We start from the raw sequence: 13,563 nt of genomic DNA on the forward strand, positions 1-13,563 counted from the left end.
GCCACTCCTGGCCTCGGCGATCAGGCCGCCTTGGCTTCGAGCACCTGGGTGGGCGCCGCCGAATTGATGGCAATGGTCCGGGGCTTCTTTGCCTCGGGAATATTGCGCACCAGTTCCACGTGCAACAGGCCGTTCTCCAGGCTCGCGCCCTTCACTTCCACATGGTCGGCGAGCTGGAAGCGGCGGGCGAAGGCGCGGGCCGCGATGCCGCGATACAGCATCTGGGCGCTCTCCGCCGTCTGCTCGGCGGCTTTTTCGCCACGCAGGGTGAGCACGTTCTCATTCACCTCGATCGAGAGTTCGGCCGGGGTGAAGCCGGCGACCGCGACCGTGATGCGATAGTCATTCTCACCGGTCCGCTCGATATTGTACGGCGGATAGGTGGGGGCCGCCTCGACGCCGCCGGCGGCATCCAGAAGCGAGAACACGCGATCGAAACCGACGGTGTTGCGATACAGGGGGGCAAGATCAAGACGCATAGCATATCCTCCTCAAGCGACATGCAGGACCCGCCGAAGCCGGGTCCGATAAACGCGCCGTCGCAATGACCGGCGCTGCAAATCATGTGGGAAGGCACATTTTGCACGTCAAGGGGCCGGCTCGCACGACGGCCGCAGATGAACAATACCTGAACAGCCTCGTTGGCGCGCATTCACCCATTCGGTCTATAATCACGACGTCGGAATGGGGCGCCGGCCTTGATCACGCACTCTCTCCGGGAGATTTGCGGATGTGGCATCCTATTGCCCCGGGCATGATGGCCATGCTGGTGATGGCCACGCTATGCCCTGCGCAAGCGCAGGTGATGGGGCTCAGCCTGGGCGCGCCGTTTCGCGATGGCGCGGCAGCCGGCGTCGTGACGACCGCACCGGCCTATGCCCCCTATCTCGGCCCGGTGCCTCAGAAGAAGCAGCCGGCCAATCTCGCGGCGGTGCTGGACAGCCTGCGGGCGCGCGGCTTTTCCCACTTCACCGATGTCCACCAGAAGGGCGGCAATGTGATCTGCGAAGCCACGGGGCCGCGGCGCGAGCGCGTTCGCCTGGTGGTGGATGCCGCCACCGGCGAAATCAGCGGGGTGGTGGTGATCGGCTTTGGCGACAAGCGGTATTGAGCATGCGTTGTCGCGCGCCCGAGGAGCGTGTATCGCACTGAGACGCCGGCCATCCCACCGTTCCGACAGGAGGGGCGGGAAGCCCGGCCCCGCATCTGTGCAGTTTCTCGGGCCGGCGCGCTTCATGACTCTCTACCCGACAGCTTCAAACCCGGTCCCGGAAGGCGCCGTGAGCGGCCATGTGACGAGCGAGGATGCCATCCGCATCCGCTTCGCGCGCTGGGACCCGCTGGAAGGCACCGGACGGCGCGGCACCGTGACCCTCCTCGCCGGCCGCACCGAGTTCATCGAGAAATATTTCGAGGTGGTGCGCGAACTGCGTGCGCGCGGCTTTGCGGTTGCGATCCTCGACTGGCGCGGCCAGGGCGGCTCGGAACGCCTGCTGCGCAATCCCCGCAAGGGCCATGTGGCAAGCTTCGCCGATTATCAGCGCGATCTCGCGGCCTTCGTGCGGGACGTGCTGTTGCCCGATTGCCCGGCGCCCCATTTCGCCCTGGCCCATTCCATGGGCGGCGCGATCTTCCTGGAGGCGGTTCTGGCCGGGCACCGCTGGTTCGACCGGGCGGTGCTCACCGCGCCCATGGTGGAATTGCAGCTGGTGCCCTTTTCCTCGGTGCTGCGGCCCACGGCCAAGCTCCTGGCGCATCTGGGATTGGCCGGCGCCTTCGTGCCCGGCGGCGGAAGCACGGCCAGCACCGCCGGCCCGTTTGCGCGCAATCCCGTCACCTCCGATCCCGCGCGCTATGCCCGCGCGGCGGAGATAGTCGAGGCTCATCCCCAGCTCGGACTCGGCGCGCCCACCATCGGCTGGATGAACGCCGCCTATGATGCCATGGCGCACCTGATGGCGCCGGAAACCGTGCGCCTCATCCGCCAGCCGCTCCTGATCGTTGCCGCCGGGGCCGATTCGATCGTCTCAAACGCCGCCATCGAGCATCTGGCGGCGCGGCTCATCGCCGGCGCCCAGGTGGTGGTGCCGGCCAGCCGGCATGAGATCCTGATGGAGCGCGACATCTTCCGCGCCCAGTTCTGGGCCGCATTCGACGCCTTCATTCCGGGCAGCGCGCCCTATTGAGGCGCCTCAGCCGTTGAGGATTGCGAGCGCCTGGGCGTGAACCGCCGCGCTGCCGGCCGCGACCACCCGCCCCCCGGCCACCGGCGAGCTGCCTTCCCAACTGGTGACGATGCCGCCCGCCCCCTCGATGATCGGCACCAGCGCGATCACGTCATGGTCCTGAAGGCCGGTCTCGATGACCAGGTCCACCAGGCCGGCCGCGACCATGCAATAGGCATAGCAATCGCCGCCATAGCGCGAGAGGCGGACCTTCTCCTCCACCCGCTCGAAGGCCGTGCGATCGGCGCCGTTCATCAGGCGCGGGCTGGTGGTGAAAAGGACGGCGTCCTCCAGCCGCCCGCAATCGCGCGCCGTGAGCACCCGCGAACCCGCCGGCCCCTGATAATGGGCCGAGGCGCCGTCGCCGAAGAACCGCTCCTGGATGAAGGGCTGGTGCATCATGCCGTAGACCGGCTTGCCGTGCTTCAGCAGGCCGATGAGCGTGCCCCAGGCGGGAAGGCCGGCGATGAAGGATTTGGTGCCGTCGATGGGATCGAGGGCCCACACATAGGCGGCGTCGGTGCGCTCGTTGGCGAATTCCTCGCCGATGATTCCGTGGCTGGGAAAATGCGCGTTGATCAGGCGGCGCATCACCTGCTCGGCGGCGCGATCGGCCTCTGTCACCGGATCGAAGGACGTGCCGCCGCTCTTGTCCTCGACGCCGATGGCGGTGCGGAAGAACGGCAGGATGGCGCGGCCCGAATCCGTGGCGAGCTGATGAACGAAGGCATCAATGGCGACGGCAGTCATGGCGGCCCTCCTGCGGCGCGCCTTGCTTAGAGCAACTCGCGCCGCAGGAGAAGGCGCGTTAGGAGAAGGCGCGTTGCGCCCCCGGCACCGCCCGCAGGCAAGGCGGGTGCTGCGACACGGATGCGGACAGGAGGTCAGCGGCTTCGACGGCCGGCGCCCGCCGAATACTGCGGCGCCTTGCCCCTGCGGGATGCGGGTTGACCTTGGCGGCGTGGCGGGCGGATGGGGCGAGCCGCCGGTTGAAAGGATTAGACTCAGTGGGCCGCCAAGACCGGCCCTGGCGCCGCAGGCACGGTGAATTCTGCGGCATTTCCGTGCGTAAAGTCGCCCGAGCATTGGGCGACATCGCGTAACATATTGAAATAAAATATAAGTTTAGTTTTTATGCACGCTTAAAATATGAGCAGGGAGCCGACTTGATGCTTCTGGGGAAGGGGCCCATATTGATGCGGCGCGGTATTGCTTGCTGCGATGCCGCTGCCCTCCTTGGGCGTTTCCTCCCTAGACTTGGGCCGCTCCGATATTCGTGAGCGGCCCCTTTCTTTTGCGGCCTTTGCGGCCGTCTTCCCCTCTTAAATGCGCAGAGCAGACCCGCGTTCGGGAAGTGTCCCGCTTGCGTCTGCGTCCGATGTCCGGGCATTTCCGGCCGGCGGCCCCTGTAACGGTAACAGGAAACCTTAAAATGGCCCTATGCCTCTTTTTCTCGGCCCCCAGCCTGTGGCCGAAATAACACGCGTGCGCCGCACTGGCGAGATTTGAGCCGTTTTGGCGGGATTGAGTCGATTATTTTGCCCGAGACCGCTTGGAAATCCGCCCTCCCCGCACCCGCGCGCACACCGGAAATCCTTATTATTCAAAGGCTTGCTCTGGTATACAAGAGTGCGACAAAGGACCACTTGATTTTTGGCACCGCAATGGGCTATTGCTGCATTGCGACATGGCGATTGGCGTCGCTGTGTCGCTGCCCTCCTTGGGCGTTTCCTCCCTAGACTTGGGCCGTTCGCTCTGCGGGCGGCCCCTTTCTTTTTGAGCCGGCTGCATCGAGGCAATCGGTCTCCGAGGGCTATCTCTCTACGAAATCGCCCCGTGCGCAAATTCGTATATCTGCCATTCGAAAAACGCAAGGCACCTTTTTTATGCCTTATTCGGCAGCCGCCGCCCGCGGCGCCGTCAGCGCCTCCGCCGTGCGCGCGACAAGCCCCGCCATGGCGGCGCAAAGATCTGCCCGCACACGATAAAAATCCGCGCCGCGCTGGTAGTTCGCCTCGTCCATATAGAGGCCGCGATTGATTTCGATCTGCACGGCATGCAGGCCGGCGGCTGGATTTCCATAATGTTCGGTGATGTAGCCGCCCGCATAAGGCTTGTTCCGCACCACCACATAGCCCCGTCCGGCCAGTTCCTGCTCCAGCGCGTCCGTAATGAAACCGGCGCAGCTCGTCGCATAGCGGTCGCCGAGCACGATATCGGCGCGCGCCCCTTCCTCCCGGCCCGGACCCGAGGGCATGGAATGGCAATCCACCAGCACCACCGCGCCGAAGCTGCGATGGGTGCGGGTGATGAGGCGCCGCAGGGCCTGATGATAGGGCTTGTAGAAGGTCTCGATGCGCTCCAGCCCCTCGCTCACCGTGAGACGGCGAAAATAGATGTCCTGGGCCTCGCCCACCACGCGCGCGATGGTGCCGAGCCCGCCCGACACCCGCAGGGAACGGGTATTGGCGAACGCCGGCAGGCGGCCTTCGAACATGCGCGGGTCGAGTTCGTAGGGCTCGCGGTTGAGGTCGAGGAACGCGCGTGGGAACAGCGCCCGCATCAGCGGCAGGCCGGAGGACACCACGTCCGCGAACAATTCGTCCACGAAACTGTCTTCCGAACGGCGCAGAGTGTCGAAATCCAGCCGGGTCTGCTCCATGAAGGCGCGTGGATAGATTCGCCCGCTGTGCGGCGAGTTGAACACGAACGGCGCCGCGACCGCCTCGGGAAGCAGGATGTCGAAGGCCGGATCGATGGTATCGGCGAGGCAGGCTGTCATCGCGGGCTCAAAAGATCGATTGGTGAGCCGGCGGCCCGCATTATGATGCCCGGCGCGGCGGTGTTTTGGGAAGAGGCGAGAAGGTTCACTTCGAATTTACCCGAATGCGCGAAACAAGCCATGGACGCTGCTGCCAGCACGCCGACGGCGCAGCACATGTAACAAGGGGACGAAGGCGTGTCGAAGATCCTGCTCGCCGAAGACGACAATGATATGCGCCGCTTCCTCGTGAAGGCGCTGCAAAACGCGGGCTACCAGGTGGCCTCTTTCGACAACGGCCTGTCCGCCTATGAGCGCATGCGGGAAGAGCCGTTCGAACTGCTGCTCACCGATATCGTCATGCCCGAGATGGATGGCATCGAGCTTGCGCGGCGGGCCACCGAGCTTGATCCCGATCTCAAGGTCATGTTCATCACCGGCTTTGCCGCCGTGGCGCTGAATGCCGATGTGGAGGCGCCGCGCGAGGCCAAGGTCCTGTCCAAGCCGTTCCACCTGCGCGATCTCGTTTTTGAAGTGGGAAAAATGCTGGCCGCGGCGTGAGCGGGGGATATCCGCCGCCGACGCCTTGCATCGCCTAAAACTTGCCGATATAGAGGCCTCCTTCCAACGGATGGGCGCGTAGCTCAGCGGGAGAGCATCACGTTGACATCGTGAGGGTCACAGGTTCGATCCCTGTCGCGCCCACCATCCGGAAGCCTTTCATTATAGCCATTCTGATTTGCGCGGCGACAGCTGGACACGCGCGCGCGCCGCTGCATTCTCCCCTAGCTTGACGCGTCCGCCGCCGGCGGATGCCGGCCCTCCCCTCGCCGCGCGGCAGGCGGGGGCGTTGGCGGATGCGGTGGGATCAGGAGACACGCATGTACATTGCCATGAACCGCTTCAAGGTGAAGCAGGGGTCCGAGGCCGACTTCGAGCGCGTCTGGCGCGAGCGCGACAGCCATCTCGCCACCGTGCCCGGCTTCATCGCCTTCAACCTGCTCAAGGGGCCGCAGAAGGAGGATTACACCCTCTATGCCTCCCACACCCATTGGGCCTCGAAGGCGGATTTCGAGGGCTGGACGCGCTCGGAAGCCTTCCGTGCCGCCCATGCGAGCGCCGGCACCAACAAGGTGAATTATCTCGGCCCGCCGGAATTCGAGGGCTTCGAATCCGTGCTCTCGCTGCCGCCGAACGCGGCGTGATCCGCCGACGGTAGCCGGGCGCGCCGACGCAAAGGTGAACGCGGCCGCCGCCCCACGCGGCTGCGTTTCGCATTGACCTTGCGCCCGCAAAGCCTCATCTCGCCTCGCAAGAGGAGAGACCATGACCCCGTCCCCCGCGCCCGCAGCCGCGCCCTTCGGCGATGCCACCCACTTCCCGAAGGACCATCCGCCCGTGTCCTGCGGGCGCATCGGCGTGCTGCTGGTCAATCTCGGCACGCCGGAAGCGACCGATTATTGGTCCATGCGCGCCTATCTGAAGGAATTCCTCTGGGACAAGCGCGTCATCGAGGTGAACCGCGCTTTGTGGTGGTTCATCCTCAACGCCATCGTGCTCACCAAGCGGCCCGGGCCGAAGGGCAAGGATTACGAGAGCATCTGGAACAAGGAGCGCAATGAGGGTCCGCTGAAGACCATCACGCGTTCCCAGGCGGAGAAGCTTGCCGCAAGCCTCAAGGATACCGACGGCCGCATCCTGGTGGACTGGGCCATGCGCTACGGCAAGCCGCCCATCGGCGAGCGCATCGAGGCGCTCCAGAAGGCGGGCTGCGAGCGTATTCTTCTTGTGCCGCTCTATCCCCAATATGCCGCGGCCACCACGGCCACCGTGTGCGACAAGGCGTTCGACCAGCTCAAGACCATGCGCTGGCAGCCGATCCTGCGCGTCGCCCCGCCCTGGCATGACGACCCGATCTATATCGAGGCCGCCTGCCATGCCCTGGAAGGCCATCTGGCGAAGCTCGATTTCGAGCCGGAAGTGATCCTCGCCTCGTTCCACGGCGTGCCGAAATCCTATCTGCTCAAGGGCGATCCCTATCATTGCCAGTGCGTGAAGACCGCCCGGCTGATGCGCGAGCGGCTCGGCTTCTCGCCGGAGAAATTCCGCCTCACCTTCCAGTCGCGCTTCGGCTCGGAGGAATGGCTCCAGCCCTATACGGACAAGACCGTGGAGGCCCTGGCCAAGAGCGGCGTGAAGCGGCTTGCCATCGTCAATCCCGGCTTCACCGCCGATTGCCTGGAGACGCTGGAGGAGATCGGCGTCGAGAATGCCGAAATCTTCAAGCACAATGGCGGTGAGAAATTCGCCGCCATCCCGTGCCTGAACGACAGCGCCGAGGGCATGCGGGTGATCGAATCGGTGGTGCGGCGCGAATTGTCGGGCTGGATCGCCGGCTGAGCGGGTGCTCCGCACTGCCTGTCCCGCGACGGGACGGGCCGCGCCCCAATTGCGAACGCGCCCGGAACGAACCGGGCGCGAATCGCGGCTTTCAGGAAAAACACGCTTCGTTCCCCGCCCAGCGCCCCGTCCCGCTGCGGGACGGCCGCGCCGAAGGATCCGAACGGCCGGGGAACGAACCGCGTCCGAATCGCTGCGCCGGCTCGGATCGTCCTTTGTTCCGCCTCGCGCCACCGCGCGCTTGCGGCACGGCGATGGGCGTGCCCATATCCCCCCGCCGCCCTGAAGCGCGGCGCTGCGCGGGAGACACGCCATGCCGTTCGGACTGAATGCGTTCGTGCTGGTTTTTCTGGTGCTGGTCATCGCCGTGGTCTTCGCCGGCGTGAAGACCGTGCCCCAGGGCTACCAATTCACGGTCGAGCGGTTCCGCCGCTATACGCGCACCCTCTATCCCGGCCTCAATCTGATCGTTCCCTTCATCGACACCATCGGCAAGAAGGTGAACATCATGGAGCAGGTCCATGATGTGCCCACCCAGGAAGTCATCACCAAGGACAATGCCACGGTCTCCGTGGACGGGGTGGTGTTCTACCAGGTGTTCGATGCAGCCAAGGCGAGCTATGAGGTCACGCTTCTTGATACATCCATCATCGCACTGACGACGACCAATATTCGAACCGTCATGGGGTCCATGGACCTCGACCAATTGCTGTCCCATCGCGACGAGATCAACGAGCGCCTGCTCCGGGTCGTGGATGCGGCGGTTGCGAGCTGGGGCGTGAAGATCAACCGCATCGAGATCAAAGACATCGTCCCGCCCGCCGATCTCGTCGCCGCCATGGGCCGGCAGATGAAGGCCGAGCGCGAGAAGCGCGCCGTGATCCTGGAGGCGGAGGGCCAGCGCCAGTCGGAAATCCTGCGCTCGGAAGGCGAGAAGCAGGGGCAGATCCTGCAAGCCGAAGGCCGGCGCGAAGCGGCGTTCCGCGATGCCGAGGCGCGCGAGCGCCTTGCCGAGGCCGACGCCAAGGCGACGCAGATGCTCTCCGCCGCTGTCGCCTCGGGCGATCCGGCGGCGCTGAATTATTATATCGCCGAAAAATATGTGAAGGCGTTCGAGACCCTCGCCGGCGCGCCGAACCAGAAGGTGGTGCTGATGCCCTACGAGGGCACGGCGCTGCTCTCTTCGCTCGCCGGCATCGGCGAGATCGCCCGCGGCGCGTTCGGCGGGGAGGATGGGAAATCCATCCGCCGGGCGGGCCCCACCGGCCCCGCCGCCGGCCCGGTGCGGGGCGCCTGAGCCGTCATGGGGGAACTGCTCGAACACTCCCTCTGGAGCTGGTTCGTCATCGGCGGCCTGCTGCTGCTGGCCGAGGTATTCCTGCCGGGCGTCTTCCTGCTCTGGCTCGGCCTTGCCGCGCTCGCCACCGGCGGCGTGGCGCTGCTCGTCGTGCTCGCCTGGCAGACCCAGGTGGTCGTGTTCGCCGGCTTGGCGCTGGTGGCGGTTCTGATCGCCCGGCAGATCACCCCCAAGCCCGGCCAGGCGAGCGACCGCCCGTTCCTCAACCGCCGGGCGGAAGGCTATGTGGGGCGCGTCTTCACGCTGGAGCAGGCGATCCACGAGGGCACCGGCCGCGTGCGCATCGACGACACCCTCTGGCGGGTGGAGGGCCCCGACATGCCCGTGGGCGCGCAGGTGAAGGTGGTGGGCGCCGACGGCCCGGTGCTGCGGGTGGAGCCGGCCTGAGGCCGGCTCGGGATATCTTCGGTCAGGGCTGCGGTTCGTCCACCGGCGCCGCCTCGTAGCGCTCCAGGAACGCCTCGATGGAGAGGCCGCGGAAATCCTCCAGCGCCGCGCGCAGGGCCGCGTGGGGCCAGTCCCACCAGGCGAGCGCCTGGAGCCGCGCGGCGATGTCCTCGGGAAAGCGCCATTTAACGATGCGCGCGGGCACGCCGGCGACGATGGCATAGGGCGGCACATCCTTGCTCACCACGGCGCCAGCCGCGATCACGGCCCCGGTGCCGATGGTGCGGCCGGGCAGGATCACCGCCCCGTGCCCCACCCACACGTCATGCCCCATGTGGAGATGATGGTCGCGCCGCCACTGGAAGAAATCGACCTCGTCGGCGGCATCCTCGAAATAGGCGGAGGCGCGATAGGTGAAATGCGACTGGCTCGCCCGCCACATGGGATGATTGCCGGGATTGAGCCGCGTCATCGCCGCGATGGAGCAGAATTTGCCGATGCGGGCATAAGCAATGTCGGCGTCATTGGCGACGTAGGAATAATCGTCCATCGCCACTTCGAGCAGCTTGGTGCGCGCGCCCACCTCGGTATAGCGCCCGAGCGTGGAGGCCTTCACCTGCGCGCCCTCGTGGATCAGGGGATCGAGGCCGAGCTTCTTCGGGGCCTGCGGGCTCATGCCGGGATGTACTGGGTCTTTTCGACCCCGCCCAGCGGCGCGCGGTGGAGCGCCCGGAAGCGCTGGCCGGCCCCGGCCTGGCGATAGATGGCGATCTCGGCCACCGACACCGGAAGATGGGCGCCGCTGGCGGCATAGGCCTCGCACAAGGAATTGAGCGCATGGGCGCAGGTGGCTTCGTCCAGCGCGTCCGTGAGCGTCATGTGAAAGCGGAAATCCTCCAGCACGAAGGGATAGCCGTAGCGGTGCAGCTGCTCCAGCTGGCGGGCGGTGAGCCGCTCGGGCCGGCGCCGCGCCACCTCCTGCTCCGTGAGCGGGGCGCGCAGGCCGTCCAGCTCCACCACCGCACAGCCGGCCAGATCCAGCAGGGCCGGCACCGGCGTGGGCGTCATCAGCGCCACGAACATGCCGAGCTGCTGCACTTCCAGCGGCGGCAGCTCGAACGGGCGATAGCCGGTGGCGAAAGCGGCGACGGCGGCGAGCAGGTCGGCCTCGTCCACGCCCTCGGCGAGCCGAAACGGCGCCTTCAGCGTGCCGTGGAAACCATAGCCGCGCGGTTCCGTCGTCAGGCCGTGCCAGGTTTCCGCATCGAAGCCGGCGAGCGCCGGCGGCTCGAGGTCGGCGCCGCTGATGGCGTCATAGCCGAGCACGGCGGAGCCGAAGGCCCACAGGGCGCTGTCGGCGGGCGGCGCGAGATAAATGGCATAGCGCGGCGACATTTGACCCCCGTTCAGACCCGGCGCGGCGGGCGCGGGCCAAATTAAGGCCGGCGCGCCCCGGCGCAAGATGCACCACGCTTTTTTAGAACACCCGCGCGCCTTCGACGAACACTTCGCGCACCACCGGCGTCTCCCCGTCGAGGCGGAAGCGCAGGAGATCGGCGCGCAGGCCCGCATCCAGCCGCCCGCGATCGTCCAGGCCCGCCATGCGCGCCGGGCGCGACGTGACCAGGGACATGGCCTGCGGCAGCGCGATGCCCTGCCGGGTGAGGGCCAGCGCGCCCTGGAGCAGGCTCGCGGGCACATAGTCGGAGGCCAGCGCGTCCAGCAGCCCGGCGGCCGCGAGATCCTTCATGGCCACCCCGCCGGAATGGGAGCCGCCGCGCACCAAATTGGGCGCCCCGCCGATGGTGGTCAGGCCCGCCGCATGGGCGGCGCGCGCCGCCTCCATCGTGGTGGGAAACTCGGAGATGGTGCAGCCGGCATCCTGCGCCATCGCCACATGGGCGGGCACGGTATCGTCATGGCTCGCCAGCACGATCCCGGTGTCGCGCAGCAGCGCCGCCAGGCGGGAATGATTCTCCGCCACCGCCGCGCGGCCGCGCTCGGTGCGCTCCAGAACCTCCTGCTCCACCTCATCGGCGCTCTTGCCGATGCCGGACAGGAAGGTCTTCAGATGCTCCACATTGCGCCATTGGCGGGTGCCGGGCGTGTGGTCCATGAGGGAGGCGAGCGAGAGCCGTTCGCGGCCAAGCTGGGGTTCCACCAGCTCCAGCACCGACGGATCGGTGAGTTCGCAGCGCAGATGAATATGGTGGTCGGCGCGGAACAAAGGCGCCCCCTGCTCCACCGCCTCCAGCATCACGGTGAACAGTTCGCGGCGCACGGATTTCGCCTGGTCGAACCCGCCGGCGCAAATGGCGTCGAACACCGTGGTGATGCCCGAGGCGACGGTCTGCCCGTCATGGGCGAGGGCGGCGGCGCGCGGGTCCGGCCAGATCACCTTCGGGCGCGGCACGAAATGGCCTTCCAGCGCGTCGGTATGCAGATCGATCAGGCCGGGGGCGATGAAGTCGCCGCCGCAATCCTGCGCCGCCGGAAGCTGGGAGCGCCCCTCGCCCACGTCATGGATGCGCCCGTCGCGCACCACCAGGGTTCCGGGGGCGATGCGGTCCTCGAACACGAGGAGCGCATGGGTCAGAATGGTCTCCATCACAGCCTTTCGATGGCCCTGCTTTCGATGGCGCGGCGCGGCCCGCCGCGCGGGCGGCCGCGCCCTGTTGCCGGAATCGTCTGTCATAGATGGATGACGGCGCGGTGACCCGCAATCAGGATTCCGGCTTGGTCTTGATGACCTGGTAGAGCTGGAAGCGATCGCCGCTGTAGATCAGCTTCATCTCGTCGGGATCGGGATTCTTGTCGTTGGGCTCGGTGAACAGCAGATAGACATAGTCGAAATGCTTTGGCCACAGGTCCCAATAGCGCGGGCCGTCCGCGGTGGGTTCCTCGGAGGAGAGCAGCATCTGCTCGAGGGTCGGCGGGGTGCCGTCCTCCGTATCCACCCAGTCCTTGTACGGAGGCTTCACCCGCAGGATCTGCTTGCCGGGCACGGTGAAGGCGGTCGTGACGAGCGCGGATTTCTCGATCATGGCCAGGCAGGCCGCATGCACGAGGCCGAGGTCGCGCACGTCGTAGCCGCCCATGGGATCGGCATAGGCGACCAGCACCTTCGAGCCGCGCTTGATCTGCTCCACCGAGCCGCGGAACGCCACGGTCCATTGCGACAGGCGGTCCCACACCAGCTGCACTTCGCCGACCCGCACCGCCAGCAGCAGCAGCAGCACCACGGCGAAGCCGCGCCGGGCGAGGCGATGGCGCAAATCCACCTGGATGCAGGCGATCACCATGAAGGCGATGGCGATGGGAATGCGCTGGTCCGCCATGTAGGTGGCGAAGAAGGTGCGCGGCAGCGCCAGATAGATCGCCCCGCTGACGATCAGCAGCGGCGTGATGACCGGGTGCAGGCGGATCAGGCGATGGCGCACCGCCCACAGGGCGGCCAGCAGCACGATGCCGGTGAGGGTGAAGGCGACATAGTCGTAATAGACGTTCACGACCATCTCGACGCCGTCGATCTTGCCGCGCGGCTCCCACCAGTCCTGGCCCGCGAGCTTGAGCGTGGGGCTCGCCAGCATCAGCGGCACGGTCAGCGCGAACGGGAAGCCGGCGGTGACGAACCGGACGAGGCGCAGGCGCAACGGCCCGTCGGCGCGCTGCCACAGGCGATAGAGTTCGTACGACAGGATGCCGATGCCATAGATGCCGGTCGCCACCAGATGGCAGAAGAACAGCGCCAGCACGAACAGGCAGGAGACGAGATAGCGCCAGGGCCACGCCTTGTCGCGCAGCAGCACCCAGCAGGAAAGCGCCACCAGCGAGAGGCCGATGCCGAAGATGTAGTTCATCACGCCGACCAGGAACACGCTGTTGTACAGCAGCGGGAAGGCGAGCAGCGCGATCACCGACCAGGAGCCGAACAGGGCGCGATGCAGCAGCATGGTGCCGAAGGCGATCAGCGCGAAGGTGGCCAGCGTGAACACCTCGCCCGCCGCATAGACGTTCATCACGCGCGCGAAGATCGGCACCACCAGATCCACCATCAGATTGGGGATCACGCTCCATTCGATGAAATAGAAGCGGGAAAGATCAGGATCGCCCGGCACCGAGGCGATCACATGCATGCGGGCGAGATGGTTCACATAATCCGACAGCGGCGGAATCGGATGCGTCAGGATCGGGATCGCCACCATGACAAGGCAGATAACGAAGAGCAGCGCGATGTAGCGGGGCCGCAAATCGAGCGCGCGTCTCGCATGTTGGCGTGAAGTCGGCATCAACTTATCCTAAGGGAAGGCGGGCGGAAGGAAAAGCGCCGCCCCGCGCTTAGCACGGTTAGGGCGGGAAATGTGTTGGATACATGACCAGCCCGCGGGGGTTTCCCCGCCTTTCCCTGTAGCGGTTCCAAATCGCCGTTTTGT

14 protein-coding genes and 1 tRNA gene are annotated in these 13,563 nt (G+C 66.3%); 8 read left to right on the top strand and 7 right to left on the bottom strand.

Annotated features, from left to right (window positions below):
* Nucleotides 1-20: 20 nt before the first annotated feature.
* Nucleotides 21-479 (bottom strand): Hsp20 family protein, encoded by a 459-nt coding sequence (locus tag V5F84_RS19765; RefSeq protein WP_394042021.1) that lies wholly within the window; start codon nt 477-479, stop codon nt 21-23.
* Between the two features lie 251 nt (nt 480-730).
* Between V5F84_RS19765 and V5F84_RS19770 the strand changes: the two genes are divergently transcribed.
* Nucleotides 731-1,111, top strand: a complete 381-nt coding sequence (locus V5F84_RS19770) for a hypothetical protein (RefSeq protein WP_394042020.1) — start codon at nt 731-733, stop codon at nt 1,109-1,111.
* Between the two features lie 124 nt (nt 1,112-1,235).
* Entirely contained in the window at nt 1,236-2,186 is a 951-nt protein-coding gene (locus V5F84_RS19775) for an alpha/beta fold hydrolase (protein ID WP_394042019.1), read from the top strand.
* A 6-nt stretch (nt 2,187-2,192) separates the two neighbouring features.
* Here the strand turns inward: V5F84_RS19775 and hisN are convergent, their stop codons facing one another.
* Together hisN and V5F84_RS19785 are read right to left on the bottom strand one after the other, a co-directional pair.
* Nucleotides 2,193-2,975, bottom strand: a complete 783-nt coding sequence (hisN, locus tag V5F84_RS19780; protein ID WP_394042018.1) for a histidinol-phosphatase — start codon at nt 2,973-2,975, stop codon at nt 2,193-2,195.
* Nucleotides 2,976-4,116: 1,141 nt separating this feature from the next.
* Nucleotides 4,117-5,007, bottom strand: a complete 891-nt coding sequence (locus V5F84_RS19785; RefSeq protein ID WP_394042017.1) for an N-formylglutamate amidohydrolase — start codon at nt 5,005-5,007, stop codon at nt 4,117-4,119.
* A gap of 213 nt (nt 5,008-5,220) precedes the next feature.
* On the opposite strand from V5F84_RS19785, the gene V5F84_RS19790 reads away from it, so the two are divergent.
* The 6 genes from V5F84_RS19790 to V5F84_RS19815 all read left to right on the top strand — a co-directional run bounded on the left by V5F84_RS19790 (nt 5,221) and on the right by V5F84_RS19815 (nt 9,130).
* Nucleotides 5,221-5,547: a response regulator gene (locus tag V5F84_RS19790; protein WP_509277221.1), complete on the top strand. Its 327-nt coding sequence runs from the start codon at nt 5,221-5,223 to the stop codon at nt 5,545-5,547.
* Nucleotides 5,548-5,619: 72 nt separating this feature from the next.
* Nucleotides 5,620-5,694: transfer RNA gene (locus tag V5F84_RS19795), tRNA-Val, on the top strand.
* Between the two features lie 173 nt (nt 5,695-5,867).
* Nucleotides 5,868-6,191, top strand: a complete 324-nt coding sequence (gene hmuQ, locus V5F84_RS19800) for a heme-degrading protein HmuQ (RefSeq protein ID WP_394042015.1) — start codon at nt 5,868-5,870, stop codon at nt 6,189-6,191.
* A 121-nt stretch (nt 6,192-6,312) separates the two neighbouring features.
* Nucleotides 6,313-7,386: a ferrochelatase gene (gene hemH / locus V5F84_RS19805; RefSeq protein WP_394042014.1), complete on the top strand. Its 1,074-nt coding sequence runs from the start codon at nt 6,313-6,315 to the stop codon at nt 7,384-7,386.
* 313 nt (nt 7,387-7,699) lie between these two features.
* Entirely contained in the window at nt 7,700-8,683 is a 984-nt protein-coding gene (locus V5F84_RS19810; RefSeq protein ID WP_394042013.1) for an SPFH domain-containing protein, read from the top strand.
* A gap of 6 nt (nt 8,684-8,689) precedes the next feature.
* A complete protein-coding gene (locus V5F84_RS19815) occupies nt 8,690-9,130 on the top strand; it encodes an NfeD family protein (protein WP_394042012.1) in 441 nt (146 codons plus the stop codon).
* Between the two features lie 22 nt (nt 9,131-9,152).
* Here V5F84_RS19815 and V5F84_RS19820 read toward each other — a convergent pair whose 3' ends face one another.
* From V5F84_RS19820 to V5F84_RS19835, 4 genes are all read right to left on the bottom strand, one after another.
* Nucleotides 9,153-9,806: an LbetaH domain-containing protein gene (locus V5F84_RS19820; RefSeq protein WP_394042011.1), complete on the bottom strand. Its 654-nt coding sequence runs from the start codon at nt 9,804-9,806 to the stop codon at nt 9,153-9,155.
* The gene (locus V5F84_RS19825) at nt 9,803-10,525 is read right to left on the bottom strand and encodes a DUF1045 domain-containing protein (RefSeq protein WP_394042010.1); all 723 of its coding nucleotides are present in this window, start codon (nt 10,523-10,525) and stop codon (nt 9,803-9,805) included. Before V5F84_RS19825 ends, V5F84_RS19820 begins: the two co-directional genes overlap by 4 nt.
* A gap of 82 nt (nt 10,526-10,607) precedes the next feature.
* On the bottom strand, nt 10,608-11,738 hold the full coding sequence (locus V5F84_RS19830) for an alpha-D-ribose 1-methylphosphonate 5-triphosphate diphosphatase (RefSeq protein WP_394042009.1): 1,131 nt from the start codon (nt 11,736-11,738) through the stop codon (nt 10,608-10,610).
* A gap of 115 nt (nt 11,739-11,853) precedes the next feature.
* On the bottom strand, nt 11,854-13,419 hold the full coding sequence (locus V5F84_RS19835) for a hypothetical protein (RefSeq protein ID WP_394042008.1): 1,566 nt from the start codon (nt 13,417-13,419) through the stop codon (nt 11,854-11,856).
* Nucleotides 13,420-13,563: the final 144 nt, after the last annotated feature.

Source organism: Roseixanthobacter liquoris, from assembly GCF_043195135.2.
Classification (GTDB): Bacteria; Pseudomonadota; Alphaproteobacteria; order Rhizobiales; family Xanthobacteraceae; genus NCEH01.